Consider the following 22,692-nt stretch of genomic DNA (forward strand, 5'->3'; position numbering starts at 1 on the left):
AAAATGAGCGAAATACTAACCCTAGAGCAATTAGAAGAGAAGACTTTAAAAGAAATATACAACTACGCCAAAGAATTGAAAATTCCTTATTACAGCCAAATGAATAAAAAAGAATTATCGTTAGCTGTGATTCGGGCACAAGAAGAAAAGCAAGGATTTTTTATGGCAGAAGGCGTTTTAGATATCATGGCCCAACAAGACTTCGGTTTTTTGCGTCCGATCAACTATACGGCTAGTAAAGAAGATATTTACATTTCTGCTTCACAAATCAAACGATTTGGTTTGAGAAACGGCGATAAAGTTTCTGGTAAAGCCAGACCGCCCAAACCATCTGAACGGTATTATGGTTTAATGCACGTCAGTAAAGTAAATGGAAAAGCTCCGGAAGAAGCAAAAGAACGGTCGCATTTTCCGGCATTGACTCCGCTTTATCCAGACCGCCAAATGGTGTTAGAAACTGAAAAAATGAAGATTTCTAATCGAATGATCGACATTGTGGCTCCTGTTGGATTCGGACAACGTGGGTTGATCGTTGCTCCGCCTAAAGCTGGTAAAACCACGCTATTAAAAGAAATCGCAAACGGTATTGCTGAAAATCATCCGGAAGCTGAATTGATCGTCTTGTTGATCGATGAGCGTCCAGAAGAAGTGACGGATATTGAACGCAGCGTAAAAGGCGAAGTTGTTTCTTCAACATTTGATCAGCAACCGCAAAATCACGTACGGGTCACTGAATTGGTTTTAGAAAGAGCGATGCGTTTAGTAGAAGACAAACGCGATGTGATTATTTTGATGGACAGTCTTACTCGATTAGCTCGTGCCTATAACTTAGTGGTCCCTGCTAGCGGCCGGACATTAAGTGGGGGGATCGATCCAGCGGCTTTGCATCGTCCTAAACGATTCTTCGGTGCTGCACGGAATATTGAAGAAGGCGGCAGTTTGACGATATTAGCTACAGCTTTAGTTGATACCGGCAGCCGGATGGATGACATTATTTATGAAGAGTTTAAAGGAACCGGGAATTCAGAGCTGCACTTGTCAAGAGAATTAGCTGAACGCCGAATTTTTCCTGCTATTGATATCAAAAAATCAGGTACGCGAAAAGAAGAATTGTTATTGCCGGGCAACCGCTTAGAAGAAATTTGGAAATTGCGACATGCAATGGTCGGCGATGCCTTAGAATTCACGGATCAATTCATCAAAATATTGCGTAATTCTGATAACAATCAAGCGTTTTTCAATAGTTTTTCAGAAAAAGCCTTTACCCAAACTAAAAATACGCGTAATGCGCGCAGATAAAAACCAAACAATTAGAGAATAAAAGCAAGAAAATATTGCATTAACAAGTTCATTATGTTAATATTCTACTGTTGTCTAAAAAATAAAAAAAACTCTGGTTCAGCAAATGTATCAGGGCAAAGGAGCGAAAGCACATGAAACAAGCAATTCATCCAGAATATAAGCAAGTTGTTTTCATGGATACTACAACAGGTTTCAAATTCTTGTCTGGTTCTACTAAACATTCAAGCGAAACTGTTGAATGGGAAGATGGTAACACATACCCATTGATCCGTGTCGAAATTACATCTGATTCACATCCATTCTACACTGGGCGTCAAAAATTTACCCAAGCCGATGGACGTGTCGACCGTTTCAACAAAAAATACGGTTTGGCAGATGCAAACGCAACAGAAGAAAACTAATTTTTCAAAAAAGTTCTGGAGATCCAGGACTTTTTTTGTTGGTTTTATTTTATCGCAGCACGTCATATGACGTGCTTTTTACCCCTTTCTTTGGTACGATGAGTAAAAGAATCGGAGAGGTGTGAGCTAGTATGAGTTGGATTATTGCCCTGGTCATTATTATTGCATTAGTACTCGCATACGTTGGATTATACAATAATTTAGTTAAAACCAGAATGTGGGTCAGAGAAGCATGGAGTCAAATTGACGTTCAGTTGAAGCGGCGCAATGATTTGATTCCGAATTTAGTTGAGACTGTTAAAGGATACGCCAAACATGAACAAGAAACGCTCGCTAAAGTCATTCAAATGAGAAATCAATTGACTCAAATTCCTGCTGAAAACCGTGAAGAACAAATGCAGGTCTCAAATCAATTAACGGACTCTTTGAAAACGATTTTTGCGCTCAGTGAAAGCTACCCTGACTTGAAAGCAAATCAAAACTTTATTCAATTGCAGGAAGAACTGACTTCAACGGAGAATAAGATTTCTTATGCCCGTCAATTGTATAATTCAAGTGTAGCAACGTACAATATTAAATTACAAGCTTTTCCAAGCAATTTAATAGCAGGCATTCATGGATTTAAAGAAGAAGCAATGTTGGAAACGCCGAATGAAGAAAAAGCGGTGCCTAAAGTTTCTTTTTAAAGTTACTAATGAGAATGTGAATCGAAAAAACCCTTGCTGAGGAAGGAGAAGGAAAGCCCTTCTTCGGAATGGTAAGGGTTTTTAATGATTTTTGTGCCTAATATAAAAATGAGAGCAGGTGAGAAGCGGATGTTATTTCAGCAAATCGAACAAAATAAGCGAAAAACAGTATTTTTGATCATTGGTTTTTTTATTTTGGTATTGGCTCTTGGCGGTGCTGTCGGTTACTTGAATTTCAGCAATGCTCTGAGCGGTATTATTTTAGCGGCAGTGATCGCCCTGATTTATATGGGGCTAATGATTGCTAATTCTACTAAAGTAGTCATGGGACTGAACAAAGGGAAAGAAATCACACATAAAGACCAATACCCGCTTTTATGGAACGTAGTGGAAGAAATGGCGCTGATCGGCAGAGTTCCTATGCCTAAAATTTATGTTATCAACGACCCTAGTCCGAATGCTTTTGCTTCGGGAAATTCGCCAGACAAAGCAGCAGTTGCAGTTACGACAGGTATTATGGAGCGCTTGAATCGGGAAGAATTAGAAGGAGTTATCGCTCATGAAATTTCACATATCCGCAACTACGATATCCGTTTATCGACGATTGCACTAGCTTTAGCAGCAGTAATCGCGTTGCTGGCCAATATTGGAACCCGGATGTTGTGGTTTGGAGGAGGCGGACGCCGAAAAAACAATAACAATAATAATGGAGGAGCGATCATGATGCTGATTTCGCTGGCGTTTATTATTCTAGCACCGCTTGCTGCTGCCATGGTACAGATGGCGCTATCGCGGAACAGAGAATACTTGGCAGATGCTTCTGCTGTGGAATTGACCCGTAATCCACAAGGGTTGATTTCGGCATTGACCAAGATTTCTGACAGCCCGCCAATGCAGCAAGCAGACCCTACAAGTGCAGCATTGTATATTGAGAACCCTTTTAAAAAGAAAAAAAGCAATTCTTTATTGGCGACACATCCTCCGATTGAAGCCCGGATTGAACGTTTGCAGGCAATGTAAGAACATTTGTTACCGAACTGTCGTAATAGAACGCTTCCACCCTTGTCTTTGTAATCTTAATATCACCTAATTGATACAGATAAATTGGAGATTTCATAGTATACTATAAAGTAGTATGAAATAAGGGGGAAGGGTCTCGTGGCTTCAGAATATATTTATGTTCATTTAGATAGTGTAACCAACTCTGTCTTGAGTAAAGGTGTTACATTAGTGAATTATGCTAAAATCATTAAAAAAATGCCTAAAAATATTCTGTTACTGAATGCCCCAAAAGGCGTAGGGGAATTAGATGCCCATACTGGCTTTCGGATAATCCGCGGAACAGAAAATGTTGCTGCTTATTTCAAAGAAAATCTGCAAACGGCCGATGGGTCGATCAAATGGATCGATTTTGAAAATATGGAACTGTTGAGACAATTAACGCCCGTAGAAATATCCGAGCTTTTGTACATTGCTCATGCCTATACGCATTTGCATTCTCCGTTCTATTATAAATTGCAAAACAATTTCATTTACTTGACCATGCCAGATGACATCAGGAAAATTTATTTTCGTTATTTGGAACAATTTTATGGCTTTTTAGGCGACAGCTTAACGAGGTCATTAGAAATGAAAATCAATGAGAAGAAAAAATTCTTTCAAAAGAGTCAAACGATCGAACCCATTCCGATTGAATTAGTTCGAGAGTTGGTTCCTTATCTTAGGGAAGGTGCTTTGTTCTCATTTAAGCAAATGCAGCACCAAGATACGGTCTGCGAAATTCCCATCTTCTTAGTTGAAGATCGATTGAGAGATGTAGAGCATACATTTTCAGAAAAAGATTTGATGGGTACCGTTTGCTACGATAATCATGAAAAAAATTGGTTTCTTAAAGAGGAAGACGTTTTAGAACCGTTATTAAGATAAAAAAGGCTATAGAAACTAAGTGTTTCTAGGCTTTTTTTATTTGATTTTATTTTTATATAGTAAAAAAGCAAAATGACTGTTGATCCGCAACACTCCTTAGTGAAGGGATCTGTAAAAATCAGCTGGAACATTATCTAAAAGACCTGCTACTTTTATCGAAAAAAATATGATACAATAACTTTTGAATTCAAAAGAACTCTAGGTTAAATAAAAGAACCTATAAGTTACAACTCGGAGGACAAACTAGATGAAAATCTTTCTGATCTATGGAGGAAAGAGTGCAGAACATGATATTTCGATATTAACTGCTTTCTCCATTATAAAAGAAGTATATTATAATTATTATGAAGTTGAACCCATTTATATTACAAAAGACGGCGAGTGGATCAGGGGAGCAACGATCAAACAAGCAGACACTGTCCCATTTTCTGAAGCATTGCGTTTGTCTGCAGCTGATAACCGCAGCTTTGCTGTTAAAGAGGGCGAAATTTCCACAGGTAACGCTATCCGTCCCTCAGAATTAAAAGAAGACAATGCGGTTATATTCCCGGTATTGCATGGTCCAAATGGCGAAGATGGTACTGTTCAAGGCTTATTTGAAGTCATTGGAATGCCTTATGTTGGAGCAGGGGTACTGGCTAGTGCTTGCGGTATGGATAAAATCATCAGCAAACAGTTGTTTCAATTAGCCGGATTGCCTCAAGTTCCTTACGTTCCGATTCGCAAAAATGAGTGGTTGACCGATGCTCCTGAAGTCTTTAAAAGATGCGAAGGCTCATTGATTTACCCGATGTACGTAAAACCTGCGAATCTTGGTTCGAGTGTCGGCATCAGCAAAACAGAAAATCGTGAAGAATTGAAAGCAGCTATTGAATTGGCTTTGCGCTACGACCGTCGAGTGGTGGTTGAGCAAGGGATTGAAGCTCGTGAAATAGAAGTAGCTGTTTTAGGAAATGACGATATCCATACGTCCGTACCAGGTGAGCTCGTTAAAGAAATTGATTTTTACGATTTTGATGCAAAGTATATCAATAACGATGTGACTCTCCAAATTCCAGCGCATGTATCTGAAGAAGTAAAAAGTCAGCTTCGCGATTATTCAGTGCGTGCTTTTCAAGCAATCGACGGAAGCGGCTTAAGTCGTTGTGATTTCTTTTTAACATCGAATGACGAGATTTTTATTAATGAAGTAAATACCATGCCAGGGTTTACTCAATTTAGTATGTATCCTTTGTTATGGCAAAATACCGGTTTGAACTATGGTGATTTAGTTGAAGAGTTGATCCAATTGGCACTAAAACGATTCAATGAATCTCTTGCTTTTGAGCAAACAGACCGGGTATAAGAGAACCCTTTAATCAAAAAAGCACAATAAAGAAGGACCTGAGACATCTGCCTCAGCCCTTTTTTTCATTTATACACAAAAAATTACGTTATAGACGGAGGAACGAAGATGTTTTCTTTAACAGTAAGAGAAATTGCATCAGCAGTCGGTGCGCAAAATGCGACAGATAAATGGGCTGATGTGGAAATTTCTGCAGTTGGTTTTGATACTCGGAAATTATTCAGCGGTTCATTGTTTGTTCCATTGATAGGGGATAATGACGGCCATGCCTTTATTGAAAAAGCGATTGAAAATGGAGCAAAAGCTGCTTTTTGGAGTCGGCCTTTAGACGAAGCTCCCACTGAGATCCCGGTCATTCAAGTGGAAGATACATTAAAAGCCCTGCAGGCATTAGCCAGCTATTATTTGAAAAAAATCCATCCGAAAGTAATCGGTATTACTGGCAGTAATGGAAAAACAACAACTAAAGACATGACTGAAGCGGTTGTTTCCAGTGCATACCGAGTGCACAAGACCCAAGGGAACTTTAACAACCATATCGGTTTGCCGATGACCATCTTGGAAATGCCCGAAGATACAGAAGTTATTATTTTAGAAATGGGCATGAACCATGCGGATGAGATTAGAGTGTTGTCCGACTTGGCTGAGCCGGACATTGCCATCATCACGATGATTGGAGAGTCTCATATCGAATATTTGGGTTCGCGTGCCGGCATTGCAGATGCTAAAATGGAAATCATTTCGGGCTTAAAGCCAGATGGTGTTTTGATTTATCCTGGAGAAGAACCCTTATTGGAAGAACGCGTCCATTCACTGGTTAAAGAACAACTCAAAACATTTGGGACAACTGAAAAAAATGATTTGTATCCTTTGACCATTGATGCACAGATGACAGAAACAACTTTCACAACGAATGCAGAACCTGATCTTTCTATTACATTGCCTGTTCTGGGAACGTACAATGTGACGAATGCTTTAGCGGCATTATCTGCTGGTCTGGTATTAGGCATTTCTATTGAACAGGCTGCGCCAAAACTGTCTGTGTTCCAATTGACGAAAAATCGAACAGAATGGTTGACTGGAATTCACGAGAGCATGATTTTGAACGATGCATACAATGCGAATCCGACAGCAATGAAACTGGTTTTAACTAATTTTAGTGCTTTGCCGAATACAGGCCGAAAGATTGTGGTTTTAGGGGATATGCTGGAACTGGGCCAACAGTCACGAGAGCTGCATAAAAGCATCGAAGAGGTGCTGTCGGCAGAGAGTATTGATCAGGTATTTTTATACGGCAACGAAATGCATGTATTGTATGCAGCGTTGTTAGGCAAATTTGCTGAAGGACACCTTCATTACTTTACAGGGGATAAAGAACCGATGATTCATCAGTTGAAACAATTGATTCAGCCAAAAGACCATATTTTGATAAAATCCAGTTTAGGAACGGATTTGTTAACGGTGGTTCAAGAACTTAAAGTTTAACCAAAGGGTTCGCGAGAAAGAATCCGACTTAAGACGGAGTTAGCGAATAAGAAAATTTGCTATACTAGTGTTAATAATTCAGTCGAAGGAGGAAAACAAATTTGAACGTTCAACGAAGAGATGTAACCAATGATCATGTCAATGAAGATACGATGGCCAAATTTTTCGCTTCCGTTTATGGCTATATGACTTTAGGGTTAGCTATTTCAGGAATCACGGCCTTCTATACTGCTCAAAGTACGTTTATGCTCAATTTAGTTTACGGCAGTCCGTTTGGAATGATCGGTTTATTTATAGCCGAATTGTTTTTAGTCATGAAATTGGCGTCTAATGGTGCGAAGTTGAAATCAGCCGGTGCATCTTTGGTCGGCTTCATAGCCTTTGCATTATTGAATGGCGTTACTCTGGCCAGTATTTTTTTAATCTACGAATTAGGCAGTATTGGATCAGCATTCTTAATGACTGCGGGTACATTTGCTGGAATGAGCCTAGTTGGCTTTTTTACAAAGCGCGATATGTCGTCGTTCGGAGGGCAATTAAGAGGAGCTTTGATCGGTCTGATCATCGCTATGGTTGTGAATGGCTTGTTCTTGCACAGCGGTCCTGCTGATTTTGTCTTGTCGATCATTACAGTCTTTATCTTTATTGGTTTCACAGCTTACGACACTCATAAATTAAAACAAATCTATATCCGTTTTGGCGGACAACAACCGTTAGGTGCGGTGGCTATCACTGGAGCACTTAACTTGTATTTAGATTTCATTAACATTTTCATCAGCTTGTTGCGTATTTTTGGAGACAGACGAAGCTAAGAGCTGTTTAAAATAACTAGAAAAAGCCTTCACTCTAATTAAATTAGAATGGAGGCTTTTTGCTTTTGAGACGTCTATTCTGTGAAGGTGATGAGGGCGAAGGACGAGAAAGCGCAACCGGAAACCACATCGGAACGATATTTAGAAAAGGAAACGTGTTCATCAAATCTAATAAGCAATTTGTTTGATAAACCTGTATAGACGTGGTAAGATTGTTTAGATTAAACGAAAGATTTAATTAAAAGATAAAACCAATGAGGGTTTTGTGAAAATAGATAAGCAGAGGAGCTTGGGAAATAATCCAAGCTTTTGATATGAAATGAGAAATCAGGTGAAACATTCATTATGAATGGGCACTAGGTTTTTATATGGAGTGACAAGCAACAGGTGCATCTGATGTGAAGCAATGATGGTACCTGTATTTCGCAAAAATCTCTCTTTAAGGTTTTCTAAAATTGGGAGGAAATATATTGAAATTTTCAGAATTAGGATTAATACCAGAATTGCTACAATCAGTGGAACGTTTAGGATTTGAGGAAGCAACTCCGATTCAAGAACAAACTATTCCATTGGCATTGGCAGGCAAAGATGTTATCGGGCAGGCACAAACAGGTACAGGTAAAACAGCAGCATTCGGTTTGCCAATGTTACAAAAAATTGATGTTACCAACCGTGCAGTTCAAGGATTAGTTATTGCACCAACACGTGAATTAGCAATCCAAACACAAGAAGAACTATTCCGTTTGAGCCGCGATAAAAAAATTCGCGTTCAAGTAGTTTACGGTGGAGCAGATATTAGCCGTCAGATTCGTGCTTTGAAAGACCAACCGCATATTGTTGTTGGAACTCCAGGTCGTCTATTGGACCATATCAAACGTAAAACATTGAAATTAAACCATGTAGAAACACTAGTATTAGATGAAGCAGATGAAATGCTGAATATGGGATTCATTGATGATATCGAAACAATCATTCATGAAGTTCCAGCAGAACGTCAAACATTGTTGTTCTCAGCAACTATGCCAAGCCAAATCAAACGGATTGGTGTACGTTTCATGAAAGACCCTGAACACGTTAGTATCAAAGCTACTTCAATGTCTGACAGCTTGATCGAACAATTCTTCGTTCGTTGTAAAGACTTCGAAAAATTCGACATCATGACACGTCTATTAGATGTTCAAGCTCCAGAATTGACGATCGTCTTTGGTCGTACTAAACGTCGTGTTGATGAATTAGCTAAAGGATTAGAAATGCGCGGCTACCGTGCTGAAGGAATCCATGGTGACCTTTCTCAACAAAAACGTATGAGTGTCTTGAAAGCATTTAAATCAGGTAAACTAGATATCTTAGTAGCAACAGACGTAGCAGCACGTGGATTAGATATTTCAGGTGTGACTCACGTTTACAACTATGATATTCCTCAAGATCCAGAAAGCTACGTTCACCGTATTGGCCGTACTGGCCGTGCAGGGAACGAAGGAGTTTCTGTAACATTCATTACACCAAACGAAATGGGTTACTTGCGTGTGATTGAAGACTTGACGAAGAAAAAAATGACTGCTCTACGTCCACCGACAAATGCGGAAGCTTTTGAAGGACAAATCCAAGCAACAATCGATGCCGTTGGCAAAATTGTTGACGCTAATGGATTAGACCGTTACGCTAAAGCAGCTGCTCAATTGTTAGAAACGTATACAGCTGAAGATTTAGCTGCAGCTTTCTTGAAGAGTGTTTCTAAAGACCCAAGCGAAGTTCCAGTTAAAATCACCCCTGAACGCCCATTACCTGGTCGTGGTGGCGGAGCTAAAGGTCGCAGCGGTTCTTCATCACGTGGACCTGCTAAAGGCAAGAGCGGCGGATACCGTGGCGGTAACCGCAACAGCAGTGGCAAACCAGCTGAACGTCGTGGTGGCGGAAGCTACAATGCTGACAAAAAACGCGGAACCGGTGGCGATAGCCGTCGTAGTAAACCTTCTTCTGATCGTCGTCAAGGCGGCGGAGAACGTAACTTTACTATCCGTAGCAAAGACTAAACCGAAAAAAGATAAAAGAGGTTGGGACAAAAGTCCCAACCTCTTTTGCATATCCAAATATTTATTCTAGAACGTGTTCCAAAAAGCAGATCCGACGTCGACTTCACGAATAATGCTCGATGGTCTGTGACCATACTGCGCTTATTCGTTCCAGTTTCCTTAGCCCTTGCAGCTTTAGCTGCTTAGGGATACGGTATGCGAAGTAGAAGATTCGGGTCTAAACGCTTTTTGTCTCACTCCCTTTTTTATTATCTTAAACTAAATGCAGTAAAAAATACTAGGGACAAGATGGGTATTATTAAGTGACAAGTATCTCATAATCTGCTAATATAAGCTCATGTATCTGATTAAGATACAATCGTTACATTATACATAGTGGAGTTCAACAAGTTTAAATACGTTACATAAAAAGAGGGATTCAAGATGATTGTAGGGATAGGTTTAGATATAACTGAAATTCAGCGTATCGAACATGCCTTTTTAAAAAGAGCGACATTTGCTGCACGAGTATTGACTTCAGCTGAGAGAGATATTTTTGAAAAATTAAAAGGAACCCGTCAAGTTGAGTTCTTAGCAGGACGTTATGCTGCGAAAGAAGCATTCTCAAAAGCTTATGGAACGGGCATCGGCAAGTTAGGTTTTCATGATTTGGAAATACTGCCAAATGCAAAAGGCAAACCCATTGTGACGAAAAGTCCGTTCGATGGGAATGTGTTTCTTTCAATCACGCATACAGATGCGATTGCTGCTGCCCAAGTAATCTTAGAAACAAACTAAAAAGGTTTTGAAGGAGGGAGTTGTTTAGAAGTGGTCGTAGGAATACACCGAAAAACCATTGCTTATATTGATACGCAGGCCATCATTTCCAATATTCAACAGGAGATTCAGTGGATGGATAAAGGCACTGCTTTATATGCAGTGGTTAAAGCAGACGGCTACGGACATGGAGCCGTTGAAGTTGCAAAGGCAGCAAGAGAAGCTGGAGCAACAGGATTTTGTGTCGCTATTTTAGATGAAGCATTAGAATTAAGGAAAGCTGGTTTTACTGAACCTATTTTAATATTGGGGTTGGTGGACGTAGCTTACACGGAATTGATGGCTTCGAATAAACTTAGCGTTGCTGTAAGCAGTATCAAATGGCTTGATCAAGCTCAAGCTATTTTGAAGAAGAGTAACAGAACGGAAAAGCTAGCTGTGCATGTTGCTTTAGATACTGGAATGGGACGAATCGGATTTAAGACTGCCGATGAAGTTCAAGCTGTCGAAAAATGGTTTGAAGCAAATGAAAGCCTCTATTTTGAAGGCATCTTTACCCATTTTGCTAAAGCAGATAGTAGAGATGAATCGCATTTCAATCAGCAAATGGAAAAATTCAACGTTTTAATCAGCAACCTGCATCAAAAACCACCTTTCGTACACACCGCTAATAGTGCGACAGCATTATGGCATAAAGGATGCTCCTCGAACCTGATTCGCTTCGGTATCGCGATGTATGGTTTAAACCCATCTGGAAGTCTGTTGCCAGAACCTTACCCTTTGAAACCTGTTATGAGAATCAGCAGCGAAATTAGTCACATCAAGCAAATGCAAGAAGGTGAAACGATTGGTTACGGCGCAACTTATCGCGCACATGAAGGAGAATGGATTGGGACGATTCCGATTGGTTATGGTGACGGTTGGCGTAGAGATTTACAAGGGCACGACGTATTGGTTGAAGGGCACCGATGTGAAATAGTTGGGCGAGTTTGTATGGATCAATGCATGATTCGTTTGCCTTATGAAGTTGCAGAAAAAACAGAAGTGGTTTTAGTCGGCCAAAGTCAAAACGAAACTATTTCAATGCAGGAAATTGCGGATTATTTACATACCATTCACTATGAAGTTACATGTGGTTTAACCACCCGTATTCCAAGGAAGTATATTTAATCATTTGTTCGCTATCTTCGAACAAACTATGGCAGAAAAATCAACTTTTATGAGAACTCTCTTTAGAAGGTTCCAAAGTCGAGTGTTTCATGTTACCATTGACCCATATATTAATACCGATTTACTTCATAAAAGAAGAGGGAATTATTCATTGGGGGTATGGTTCATGGGGAGCGAAAAAGGCCGGTTCTTTAAGGTAGAATTGAACCGTCATATTACTGAAGATAGTCAACGCTATGAGATTCAATCAAAAATAAATAAAAACAATTTAACGAATGCAGTGGTAGATCAGTTTTCAGACCAAAACTTAACTATATATGATACCTTGCGTAAAGGATATGCGGAAATGTCTCGTATCAACCTTGATATTTGTAATGAATTTGAAGTTTGTGAAAAAGAGGCCAGCGCCCATTTCTGACCAGGTATTGTAAGGAGGAAATACCTATGGTAAGACGGGGAGAGATTTATTACGCTGATTTATCGCCTGTTGTAGGATCGGAGCAAGGCGGCATGCGTCCAGTTTTGATTATTCAAAACAATGTAGGAAACCACTACAGCCCAACAGTTATTGTGGCTGCGATAACAGCGAAAATCCAAAAGGCAAAGATGCCTACCCATGTAGAGGTGTCAGCGGCAAATTTTGATTTAGAAAAGGACTCAGTTGTTTTGTTGGAGCAAATACGCACCATTGACAAACAACGCTTAAGAGAAAAAGTAACGCAATTAGACCAGCATATGATGAAAAAGATCAATGCAGCTTTAGAAATTAGTGTCGGTCTCTCAAAAACGATTTAACTCCATTTAATTAAACGAAAAAACATCCGCGGAATTGCTTGCGGGTGTTTTTTTGTCGGCAAACAATGGAGAGGCCAAAGGTTGCTGTTATTCGATTGAACTTCATTTTCTGAAGTGGTATGATAATTGAGTTATTGAATATGTGGTTCGCAACCATCCCACATAAAAAAACTAGGAGGATTCACACATGAAAACAAAAAATATCGTCACAAATGCAATCGTGGCAGCTTTATATGTAGCAGTAACAGGGATTTTGGCCCCGATTTCGTTTGGTGCTTTGCAATTTCGAGTAGCCGAAATATTTAACCATTTAGTGGTCTTTAATCGTAAATACATCATCGGGATTGTCGGCGGAGTGTTTATTTCGAATTTGTTTTTTTCGACAATGGTTGGTTACGATTTAGTTTTTGGGGTTGGGCACTCGCTGTTGTCGCTTTTGATTGCCAGTGGTTTAATTCGCAAAGTTCCCAATATTTGGGGTAAAATGGCGATCAACACAGCAGTCTTTACAATTGTTTCGGCTTTGATTGCTTGGGAATTAAATTTAGCTTTCGGCGTACCGTTTTGGTTTGGTTATTTGACTGTAGGAATAGGGGAAATCGGCGTTATGGCTATTGGAGCTCCTGTTATGAAGTACCTTGATTCGAAAATTCATTTCAGTGAAAGAATTGAAGGATAGTCAAGTGCATAGAAAAAGCTGAACGTTTTAAACGTTCAGCTTTTTTTGAGATAATGGCGGCATACCGTTAATTATTTTTTAAATCTTCGATCTCTACAACACGGAAACCTTTTCTGTCTAAGTGTTCGCAAATATGATCGACGGTTTCTTTAGTAACACCAGCTTCTAAAGTCATCATCGTACGACGGACGATTTCTTCGCGTTCAGCGTCTAAGGTGATGCAACTTGAAATCGAACAATAGCGGTTAATGATTTTTGTCATGTTGGCTAAATCGCCTTTTTGTCCAGAAGAAGCAATCGTTAAAACGTAGCTGCCGGAATTTACGTTCCATGATTGTTGCAACATGTTTAAAAGAGAGCTATGGGTCAGAATACCATAGAAACGGTTTTCTTCATCTAAAACAGAAATGTAAGGCAATTCTTTGATGGTAAAAAATACTTTGAAGAATGAAGAATCAACAGAAATGAATTTTGTGGCATTTTTCAAGAGTGTCGTAACCGGTAAATTCATATCGCCGTTATTAGCTTTGTGTCGGTAAATATGCATTTTATAAATATTTCCTCTAAAAATCGTGCCGCTTTCGTCTAAGATTGGGATGCAACGATAACCTGATTTTTCAAGAATATCAATTGCTTCTTGCAGAGTGGCACTTTCTTTAACAGTAGTCAGATTCTTTTTAGGAATACAGAGTGATTTAATCAACATTACGATATCCTCCTTTAAGTGATGAATTAGTTTTCATACTTTGATAGTACCACATCGAATATAATGGATACAATGCTTTTAGGAATGCTGCGATAAATATAAACCAAATAGTTGTAACGAGAACAAACGCTTGTCTGGAAAGAGATGGCGTCCTATAATAGAAAGAGCTTTTAAGTTTAAAAGAGGAATATGAACGAGCAGTTCGTTAATGAGAAGGGAAAAGAGATTGAGATGGAGAATAAAGAAGTTAAAACAGCCAGAAATGAAATGATGGACCGTCCGGTAGTTAAAAGAGAGATAGTAGATTTTTTGAGAAAAGAACAAAAACCTTTATCGGGTAAGTTAGGAGAAATTGAACGAGAAGCTAACGAAAAAGGTGTCCCGATCATTCCCCATGAAACAGTTGTTTTTCTAAGTTTGCTTCTAGGGCAAATAAAACCGGAACAAATCCTGGAGATAGGGGCTGCAATTGGCTTTTCGTCTAGTTTGATGGCTCAGTATGTAGGGGAATCAGGACATGTGACAACTATCGATCGTTTCGATGTAATGATTGAAAAAGCCCGAAAAAACTACGAAGCATTAGGATTGACCGATAAAGTGACTCTTTTAGAAGGGCAAGCAGCAGATATTCTCCCAGATTTAAAAGGACCGTATGATTTTATTTTTATGGACAGCGCGAAATCAAAATATTATGATTTCTTTCCTGAGTGTATGCGACTGTTAAAAGTAGGTGGAATGCTGGTTGTCGATGATGTATTACAAGGCGGAACGATTTTGTTGCCGAAAGAAGACATACCCAAACGATCTAGAGCCATTCATCGTAAACTCAATTTGTTTCTTGATGTAGTAATGAAGCATCCAGCATTGGAATCCAGCATTGTTCCTTTAGGTGACGGATTATTAATGATCGTAAAGAAAGAAGAATACGATTTTTCTTATTTATTAGAAAAAGAGTGAAACGGTTTAGCAAGAGAACAATCGGTGTTTTAAGGTGGAATGTTCTCTTGCTGTTAAATAAATAGAATAAGCCTATTATTAAAGCTTGACGAATCGTCAAATCCCTGATATATTAGAACACGTTGCTGCATTGCGATGAACGGAAAAAACTGTTTTTGAAAAAAGTTCATTTAACAGTTGACAGTTTAAATAAAGATATGTTATTATAACTGAGTCGTTAAAAGTAATGAAGCGGTTACTTGAATATTTATACAATTAAAATAAATAATTATTCAATAAACGGTTGACAAGCTTTTGAAGAAGTGTTATTATTTAGAAGTTGTCAAAACAGAAGGAAATGACCTTTGAAAACTGAACAAAGCAAAACGAACCAAATGTGTAAGGTGGTTTAACCAAGGGTTAAACCAACAGAAATAAAGTGAAAGAAATTTCGCTAGCAATTCAATTAATGAGCTTCAAGCATCATTAAAAGGGTGAAGTCCTAACGGACAAAGCCAACTTTTATGAGAGTTTGATCCTGGCTCAGGACGAACGCTGGCGGCATGCCTAATACATGCAAGTCGAACGCTTCTTTTCTACCGGGTGCTTGCACCCACCAGAGAAGAAGAGTGGCGGACGGGTGAGTAACACGTGGGTAACCTGCCCATAAGTGGGGGATAACAGCCGGAAACGGCTGCTAATACCGCATAATTCCAGTGATCTCCTGATCGTTGGATGAAAGGTGGCTTCGGCTACCGCTTATGGATGGACCCGCGGCGTATTAGCTAGTTGGTGAGGTAATGGCTCACCAAGGCAATGATACGTAGCCGACCTGAGAGGGTGATCGGCCACACTGGGACTGAGACACGGCCCAGACTCCTACGGGAGGCAGCAGTAGGGAATCTTCCGCAATGGACGAAAGTCTGACGGAGCAATGCCGCGTGAGTGAAGAAGGTTTTCGGATCGTAAAACTCTGTTGTTAGAGAAGAACAAGGATGAGAGTAACTGCTCATCCCCTGACGGTATCTAACCAGAAAGCCACGGCTAACTACGTGCCAGCAGCCGCGGTAATACGTAGGTGGCAAGCGTTGTCCGGATTTATTGGGCGTAAAGCGAGCGCAGGCGGTTCTTTAAGTCTGATGTGAAAGCCCCCAGCTCAACTGGGGAAGGTCATTGGAAACTGGGGAACTTGAGTGCAGAAGAGGAGAGTGGAATTCCACGTGTAGCGGTGAAATGCGTAGATATGTGGAGGAACACCAGTGGCGAAGGCGACTCTCTGGTCTGTAACTGACGCTGAGGCTCGAAAGCGTGGGGAGCAAACAGGATTAGATACCCTGGTAGTCCACGCCGTAAACGATGAGTGCTAAGTGTTGGGGGGTTTCCGCCCCTCAGTGCTGCAGCTAACGCATTAAGCACTCCGCCTGGGGAGTACGGCCGCAAGGCTGAAACTCAAAGGAATTGACGGGGACCCGCACAAGCGGTGGAGCATGTGGTTTAATTCGAAGCAACGCGAAGAACCTTACCAGGTCTTGACATCCTTTGACCACTCTAGAGATAGAGCTTTCCCTTCGGGGACAAAGTGACAGGTGGTGCATGGTTGTCGTCAGCTCGTGTCGTGAGATGTTGGGTTAAGTCCCGCAACGAGCGCAACCCTTATTACTAGTTGCCAGCATTCAGTTGGGCACTCTAGTGAGACTGCCGGTGATAAACCGGAGGAAGGTGGGGATGACGTCAAATCATCATGCCCCTTATGACCTGGGCTACACACGTGCTACAATGGATGGTACAACGAGTCGCAAGACCGCGAGGTCAAGCTAATCTCTTAAAGCCATTCTCAGTTCGGATTGCAGGCTGCAACTCGCCTGCATGAAGCCGGAATCGCTAGTAATCGCGGATCAGAACGCCGCGGTGAATACGTTCCCGGGTCTTGTACACACCGCCCGTCACACCACGAGAGTTTGTAACACCCGAAGTCGGTGAGGTAACCTGCAAAGGAGCCAGCCGCCTAAGGTGGGATAGATAATTGGGGTGAAGTCGTAACAAGGTAGCCGTATCGGAAGGTGCGGCTGGATCACCTCCTTTCTAAGGAATATTACGGAACCTCACACATTCGTTTTAGCTTTGTTCAGTTTTGAGAGGTCAATGGCCTTTTTTTACTTTAATACCTTAATTGGGGCCTTAGCTCAGCTGGGAGAGCGCCTGCCTTGCACGCAGGAGGTCAGCGGTTCGATCCCGCTAGGCTCCATTGCGAAGCAATTCGCAAAATCAAAAATGTTGTTCTTTGAAAACTGGATAGTGTTTAACAATTGTAACAAAGTAAGAAACCAAGTAAAAACCGCGTTTTATTTTTTACGATTCGCATCAATTGATGTTGAATCGCTATTAACAACGACCATAGGTTAAGTTAATAAGGGCGCACGGTGGATGCCTTGGCACTAGGAGCCGATGAAGGACGGGACTAACGCCGATATGCTTTGGGGAGCTGTAAGTAAGCTGTGATCCAGAGATTTCCGAATGGGGAAACCCAGCACCTTTGATAGGGTGTTACTGCTGACTGAATACATAGGTCAGTAGAGGTAGACGCAGAGAACTGAAACATCTAAGTACCTGCAGGAAGAGAAAGAAAATTCGATTCCCTGAGTAGCGGCGAGCGAAACGGGAAAAGCCCAAACCAGAAAGCTTGCTTTCTGGGGTTGTAGGACTGAACACATAGAGTCATAAATGAACGGTGTAAGAGAAGCGACCTGGAAAGGTCCGCCAAAGAGGGTAAAAGCCCCGTAACTGAAACCCCGTTCACTCTGATCAGTATCCTGAGTACGGCGGAACACGAGAAATTCCGTCGGAATCCGGGAGGACCATCTCCCAAGGCTAAATACTCCCTAGTGACCGATAGTGAACCAGTACCGTGAGGGAAAGGTGAAAAGAACCCCGGAAGGGGAGTGAAACAGCACCTGAAACCGTGTGCTTACAAGTAGTTAGAGCCCGTTAATGGGTGATAGCGTGCCTTTTGTAGAATGAACCGGCGAGTTACGATCCCATGCGAGGTTAAGTCGATGAGACGGAGCCGTAGCGAAAGCGAGTCTGAATAGGGCGAATGAGTATGTGGTCGTAGACCCGAAACCAAGTGATCTACCCATGTCCAGGTTGAAGGTGCGGTAATACGCACTGGAGGACCGAACCCACGTATGTTGAAAAATGCGGGGATGAGGTGTGGGTAGCGGAGAAATTCCAATCGAACTTGGAGATAGCTGGTTCTCTCCGAAATAGCTTTAGGGCTAGCCTCGGAATAAGAATCATGGAGGTAGAGCAACTGTTTGGACTAGGGGCCCTTCTCGGGTTACCGAATTCAGATAAACTCCGAATGCCATTGATTTATATCCGGGAGTCAGACTACGAGTGATAAGATCCGTAGTCGAGAGGGAAACAGCCCAGACCACCAGCTAAGGTCCCAAAGTTTATGTTAAGTGGAAAAGGATGTGGGGTTGCTTAGACAACTAGGATGTTGGCTCAGAAGCAGCCATCATTTAAAGAGTGCGTAATAGCTCACTAGTCGAGTGACCCTGCGCCGAAAATTTACCGGGGCTAAACATAACACCGAAGCTGTGGATAGAACTTAGGTTCTATGGTAGGAGAGCGTTCTAAGGGCGTCGAAGCTAGACCGTGAGGACTGGTGGAGCGCTTAGAAGTGAGAATGCCGGTATGAGTAGCGAAAGACGGGTGAGAATCCCGTCCACCGAATGACTAAGGTTTCCTGGGGAAGGCTCGTCCTCCCAGGGTTAGTCGGGACCTAAGTCGAGGCCGATAGGCGTAGACGATGGATAACAGGTTGAGATTCCTGTACCCGTTTGTTTTGTTTGAGCAATGGAGGGACACAGTAGGCTAAGGAATACGCACTGTTGGATATGTGCGTCCAAGCAACAAGTCTTGAAGCGAGTCAAATGCTTGCTTCTTTAAGGACAAGTTGTGATGGGGAGGGAAATTAAGTACCGAAGTTCCTGATGTCACACTGTCAAGAAAAGCTTCTAGTGAGAAACAAACGGCCCGTACCGCAAACCGACACAGGTAGTCGAGGAGAGAATCCTAAGGTGTGCGAGTGAACTCTCGTTAAGGAACTCGGCAAAATGACCCCGTAACTTCGGGAGAAGGGGTGCTGACCATTTGGTCAGCCGCAGTGAATAGGCCCAAGCAACTGTTTATCAAAAACACAGGTCTCTGCTAAATCGAAAGATGACGTATAGGGGCTGACGCCTGCCCGGTGCTGGAAGGTTAAGAGGATGGGTTAGCTTTCGAGCGAAGCTCAGAATTGAAGCCCCAGTAAACGGCGGCCGTAACTATAACGGTCCTAAGGTAGCGAAATTCCTTGTCGGGTAAGTTCCGACCCGCACGAAAGGCGTAATGATTTGGGCACTGTCTCAACGAGAGACTCGGTGAAATTATAGTACCTGTGAAGATGCAGGTTACCCGCGACAGGACGGAAAGACCCCATGGAGCTTTACTGCAGTTTGATATTGAGTGTTTGTACAGCTTGTACAGGATAGGTAGGAGCCGATGAAACCAGGACGCTAGTCTTGGTGGAGGCGTTGGTGGGATACTACCCTTGCTGTATGACCACTCTAACCCACAGCCATGATCTGGCTGGGAGACAGTGTCTGACGGGCAGTTTGACTGGGGCGGTCGCCTCCTAAAGAGTAACGGAGGCGCCCAAAGGTTCCCTCAGAATGGTTGGAAATCATTCGTAGAGTGTAAAGGCAGAAGGGAGCTTGACTGCGAGACCTACAAGTCGAGCAGGGACGAAAGTCGGGCTTAGTGATCCGGTGGTTCCGCATGGAAGGGCCATCGCTCAACGGATAAAAGCTACCCTGGGGATAACAGGCTTATCTCCCCCAAGAGTCCACATCGACGGGGAGGTTTGGCACCTCGATGTCGGCTCATCGCATCCTGGGGCTGTAGTCGGTCCCAAGGGTTGGGCTGTTCGCCCATTAAAGCGGTACGCGAGCTGGGTTCAGAACGTCGTGAGACAGTTCGGTCCCTATCCGTCGCGGGCGCAGGAAATTTGAGAGGAGCTGTCCTTAGTACGAGAGGACCGGGATGGACACACCGCTGGTGTACCAGTTGTTCTGCCAAGAGCATCGCTGGGTAGCTATGTGTGGACGGGATAAACGCTGAAAGCATCTAAGCGTGAAGCCCCCCTCAAGATGAGATTTCCCATCACGTAAGTGAGTAAGACCCCTGAGAGATGATCAGGTAGATAGGTTGGAAGTGGAAGTACAGCGATGTATGGAGCGGACCAATACTAATCGGTCGAGGACTTAACCAATTTTTTAAACGGTGTCTTGATTTCGACACGATGTTGCAAGAGAAAAACACTATCCAGTTTTGAGAGAACACCGTTCTCTTGATGAAACAATGTGCGGTGGTGACGGCAAGAAGGTCACACCTGTTCCCATGCCGAACACAGCAGTTAAGCTTCTTAGCGCCGATGGTAGTGAAGGGTTTCCCTTTGTGAGAGTAGGACGCTGCCGCGCATTGATCATTATTCCGCAATAGCTCAGCTGGTAGAGCGCATGACTGTTAATCATGATGTCGCAGGTTCGAATCCTGCTTGCGGAGTTCTTTTTTTTTGTTTAACGATGTCTATTCTTGCCGCTTTAGCTCAGCTGGTAGAGCGCTTCCATGGTAAGGAAGAGGTCGCCGGTTCGATTCCGGCAAGTGGCTTAAAATAAACACTAAATAAAAGTCACATCTCTTAATGGGATGTGGCTTTTTTTGTGTCTTCAATACGTTAATGATATAAAAGTATATGACCTAAATCCCTTTTGAGTACCTTAAGGGCACTAAACTTCTATTGATATGGTATGCAAACCTCTTTTATGTACCTTAAGGAGCTTAAATCTCCGTACATAAGGTACGCAAACCCTTTTTGAGTATCGTAAGAATGTTTAAATCCACACTTTTGCTAACGAAGTATGAGTTAGAATTCTTTGAAATACCTTTTTATCTGTACGATTATCTCTTCTGAACTTATAAGATCTGAACTTATAAGACTTGGACAAAAAGACAAGCCTCTATAGGCTTTTGTAGCGTTTTTTTGTAACTTCAACAAGTTAACGGTATACTTAGTTTAAACTTAAGGAGAGGTGATCAAATGAAAGCATTAGTGCATAAAAATCAAAAAGGGATGGCAGGTTTGCATTTGGAAGAATGGGAAAGCCGTTCTTTACAATCAAATGAAGTTCGTGTGAAGATGAAAATGGTCGGCTTAAATCATCGCGATTTATTTACAGTTGCGCAACATGAAGCGTCAGCAGCTCCTTTAGTCATTGGGTCTGACGGAACAGGAGTTATTAGCGAAATAAACGCAGATGTACAGCAGTTTAAAGTTGGAGACGAAGTAATAATCAATCCAGGCTTAAACTGGCATGAAGCAACAGATGCTGCTCCTCCTGACTTTAAAATACTTGGCAATCCTGTCCATGGCACCTTCGCTGAAGAAATCATTTTGCCTATTGAAAATATTGCGCTGAAGCCTGAATTTTTATCATGGGAAGAAGCTGGAACATTATCGTTATCTGCATTAACAGCCTATCGAGCTTTATTTACAAAAGGAAATGTTACAGAAGGGACGTCTGTTTTAGTTCCGGGTATCGGTGGCGGAGTAGCAACATTTTTGCTGCAATTTGCTAAAGCGGCTGGTGCGAAGGTTTACGTGACTTCTCGTTCGGCGGAAAAATTAAAGCAAGCAGAAAAACTAGGAGCCGATAAAGGTATTCAAAGCGAGACAAATTGGGATGAGGCATTGGATAACGAAAAAGTTGATGTGGTCATTGAAACTGTGGGAGCAGCTACGTTTCATCAATCGATGAAGCAACTGCGTCAAGGTGGTACAATGGTGCTGATCGGCTCTTCCACAGGAGACACCATTGAATTTAATTTAAGAGAATTTTTCTATGGACAATATACGTTAAAAGGCACAACGATGGGAAGCGCAGAAGAATATCAAGAAATGTTAAACTTCATTGAAACACATCAAATTCACCCTGTCGTCGATAGTATATTTGAATGGGATGAATATGAAAAAGCATTTGATTATTTGGAAAAGGGACAACAAGTAGGGAAAATTGCGCTGCGTATCTGAAGGTTGTTCAATTTTAAAATAATTTGATATACTAAATGCTAGCAAGATATTAATGTTATAATGAGAAGGTAATTTACTAATAAGTCAGGCGAAGGAAGTGAAAAAATGGAATTCGAAAAATCTGGAAATCGTTTTTATAAAAATGACGAAAAAGGAAAAATGTTAGCTGAAGTAACTTATGTGCCATCAGGTGAAGATAAAGTTATTTTAGATCATACGTTTGTAGATCCATCTTTACGAGGACAAGGTATTGCAGCACAATTGGTTGATCGTGTAGTTGAAGAAATGCGCAATGAAAATAAAAAAATCGTGCCTCTTTGTCCGTATGCCAAAACTTTGTTTGAAAGAAAACCAGAAAAATATGCAGATATAGAAGCGAAATAACATCTTTAAGAAACTGCTCTAATTAACCATATTAGAGTAGTTTTTCTTAAAAAAAGAAGGTGAGCTGCAAGGTGAAATATGTAATATACTGCATAAAAATGAAAAAATGATTAAAAATTCTATGAAAAGGCAGTTCTCCCT

At 41.5% G+C, this 22,692-nt stretch carries 18 protein-coding genes, 3 tRNA genes, 3 rRNA genes and 1 riboswitch; of the genes, 23 read left to right on the plus strand and 1 reads right to left on the minus strand.

Going from position 1 to position 22,692, the window contains the following annotated elements:
• The first annotated feature begins 3 nt into the window (after positions 1-3).
• From rho to NY10_RS09865, 14 genes are all read left to right on the plus strand, one after another.
• On the plus strand, positions 4-1,299 hold the full coding sequence (gene rho / locus NY10_RS09800) for a transcription termination factor Rho (RefSeq protein WP_058919786.1): 1,296 nt from the start codon (positions 4-6) through the stop codon (positions 1,297-1,299).
• 134 nt (positions 1,300-1,433) lie between these two features.
• Entirely contained in the window at positions 1,434-1,703 is a 270-nt protein-coding gene (locus NY10_RS09805) for a type B 50S ribosomal protein L31 (RefSeq protein WP_058919787.1), read from the plus strand.
• 131 nt (positions 1,704-1,834) lie between these two features.
• Positions 1,835-2,389: a LemA family protein gene (locus tag NY10_RS09810; RefSeq protein ID WP_058919788.1), complete on the plus strand. Its 555-nt coding sequence runs from the start codon at positions 1,835-1,837 to the stop codon at positions 2,387-2,389.
• 129 nt (positions 2,390-2,518) lie between these two features.
• The gene (htpX, locus tag NY10_RS09815) at positions 2,519-3,409 is read left to right on the plus strand and encodes a zinc metalloprotease HtpX (RefSeq protein WP_058919789.1); all 891 of its coding nucleotides are present in this window, start codon (positions 2,519-2,521) and stop codon (positions 3,407-3,409) included.
• Between the two features lie 138 nt (positions 3,410-3,547).
• A complete protein-coding gene (locus NY10_RS09820; protein ID WP_058919790.1) occupies positions 3,548-4,315 on the plus strand; it encodes a hypothetical protein in 768 nt (255 codons plus the stop codon).
• A 247-nt stretch (positions 4,316-4,562) separates the two neighbouring features.
• Positions 4,563-5,660: a D-alanine--D-alanine ligase gene (locus NY10_RS09825; protein ID WP_058919791.1), complete on the plus strand. Its 1,098-nt coding sequence runs from the start codon at positions 4,563-4,565 to the stop codon at positions 5,658-5,660.
• A gap of 108 nt (positions 5,661-5,768) precedes the next feature.
• Positions 5,769-7,145, plus strand: a complete 1,377-nt coding sequence (locus NY10_RS09830) for a UDP-N-acetylmuramoyl-tripeptide--D-alanyl-D-alanine ligase (protein WP_058919792.1) — start codon at positions 5,769-5,771, stop codon at positions 7,143-7,145.
• 101 nt (positions 7,146-7,246) lie between these two features.
• The gene (locus NY10_RS09835; protein ID WP_231726731.1) at positions 7,247-7,957 is read left to right on the plus strand and encodes a Bax inhibitor-1/YccA family protein; all 711 of its coding nucleotides are present in this window, start codon (positions 7,247-7,249) and stop codon (positions 7,955-7,957) included.
• A 470-nt stretch (positions 7,958-8,427) separates the two neighbouring features.
• Complete coding sequence (gene cshA / locus NY10_RS09840; RefSeq protein WP_058919793.1) at positions 8,428-9,990, plus strand: degradosome RNA helicase CshA; 1,563 nt, start codon at positions 8,428-8,430, stop codon at positions 9,988-9,990.
• Between the two features lie 423 nt (positions 9,991-10,413).
• Complete coding sequence (gene acpS, locus NY10_RS09845) at positions 10,414-10,767, plus strand: holo-ACP synthase (RefSeq protein WP_058919794.1); 354 nt, start codon at positions 10,414-10,416, stop codon at positions 10,765-10,767.
• A gap of 30 nt (positions 10,768-10,797) precedes the next feature.
• Positions 10,798-11,916, plus strand: a complete 1,119-nt coding sequence (gene alr / locus NY10_RS09850) for an alanine racemase (RefSeq protein WP_058919795.1) — start codon at positions 10,798-10,800, stop codon at positions 11,914-11,916.
• 166 nt (positions 11,917-12,082) lie between these two features.
• The gene (locus NY10_RS09855) at positions 12,083-12,334 is read left to right on the plus strand and encodes a hypothetical protein (protein ID WP_058919796.1); all 252 of its coding nucleotides are present in this window, start codon (positions 12,083-12,085) and stop codon (positions 12,332-12,334) included.
• 26 nt (positions 12,335-12,360) lie between these two features.
• Complete coding sequence (locus tag NY10_RS09860; protein WP_058919797.1) at positions 12,361-12,711, plus strand: type II toxin-antitoxin system PemK/MazF family toxin; 351 nt, start codon at positions 12,361-12,363, stop codon at positions 12,709-12,711.
• Between the two features lie 136 nt (positions 12,712-12,847).
• A riboswitch (PreQ1 riboswitch) is annotated at positions 12,848-12,892 on the plus strand.
• A 6-nt stretch (positions 12,893-12,898) separates the two neighbouring features.
• Positions 12,899-13,390 carry a QueT transporter family protein gene (locus NY10_RS09865; protein WP_058919798.1) on the plus strand — a complete coding sequence of 164 codons (492 nt, stop codon included), beginning with the start codon at positions 12,899-12,901 and terminating at the stop codon, positions 13,388-13,390.
• Positions 13,391-13,457: 67 nt separating this feature from the next.
• Here NY10_RS09865 and cbpA read toward each other — a convergent pair whose 3' ends face one another.
• Entirely contained in the window at positions 13,458-14,096 is a 639-nt protein-coding gene (cbpA, locus tag NY10_RS09870; RefSeq protein ID WP_058919799.1) for a cyclic di-AMP binding protein CbpA, read from the minus strand.
• A 231-nt stretch (positions 14,097-14,327) separates the two neighbouring features.
• Here cbpA and NY10_RS09875 point away from each other — a divergent pair, with 231 nt between their 5' ends.
• The 9 genes from NY10_RS09875 (at position 14,328) to NY10_RS09915 (ending at position 22,551) form a co-directional block, all read left to right on the plus strand.
• Positions 14,328-15,053: an O-methyltransferase gene (locus NY10_RS09875; protein WP_058920308.1), complete on the plus strand. Its 726-nt coding sequence runs from the start codon at positions 14,328-14,330 to the stop codon at positions 15,051-15,053.
• 499 nt (positions 15,054-15,552) lie between these two features.
• Positions 15,553-17,114 (plus strand): 16S ribosomal RNA (locus NY10_RS09880).
• Between the two features lie 90 nt (positions 17,115-17,204).
• Positions 17,205-17,277 (plus strand) — tRNA-Ala (locus NY10_RS09885).
• Between the two features lie 152 nt (positions 17,278-17,429).
• Positions 17,430-20,349, plus strand: a 23S ribosomal RNA gene (locus NY10_RS09890).
• 92 nt (positions 20,350-20,441) lie between these two features.
• Positions 20,442-20,557, plus strand: a 5S ribosomal RNA gene (gene rrf / locus NY10_RS09895).
• Together the 16S, 23S and 5S rRNA genes with 3 tRNA genes alongside form the textbook arrangement of a ribosomal RNA operon.
• Before the next feature lie 12 nt (positions 20,558-20,569).
• Positions 20,570-20,642: transfer RNA gene (locus tag NY10_RS09900), tRNA-Asn, on the plus strand.
• 32 nt (positions 20,643-20,674) lie between these two features.
• Positions 20,675-20,747: transfer RNA gene (locus NY10_RS09905), tRNA-Thr, on the plus strand.
• 430 nt (positions 20,748-21,177) lie between these two features.
• Complete coding sequence (locus tag NY10_RS09910; RefSeq protein WP_058919800.1) at positions 21,178-22,167, plus strand: zinc-dependent alcohol dehydrogenase family protein; 990 nt, start codon at positions 21,178-21,180, stop codon at positions 22,165-22,167.
• Between the two features lie 105 nt (positions 22,168-22,272).
• Positions 22,273-22,551 carry a GNAT family N-acetyltransferase gene (locus NY10_RS09915; RefSeq protein WP_058919801.1) on the plus strand — a complete coding sequence of 93 codons (279 nt, stop codon included), beginning with the start codon at positions 22,273-22,275 and terminating at the stop codon, positions 22,549-22,551.
• Positions 22,552-22,692 lie beyond the last annotated feature (141 nt).

The sequence above is a fragment of the Carnobacterium sp. CP1 genome (assembly GCF_001483965.1).
Taxonomy (GTDB): domain Bacteria; phylum Bacillota; class Bacilli; order Lactobacillales; family Carnobacteriaceae; genus Carnobacterium_A; species Carnobacterium_A antarcticum.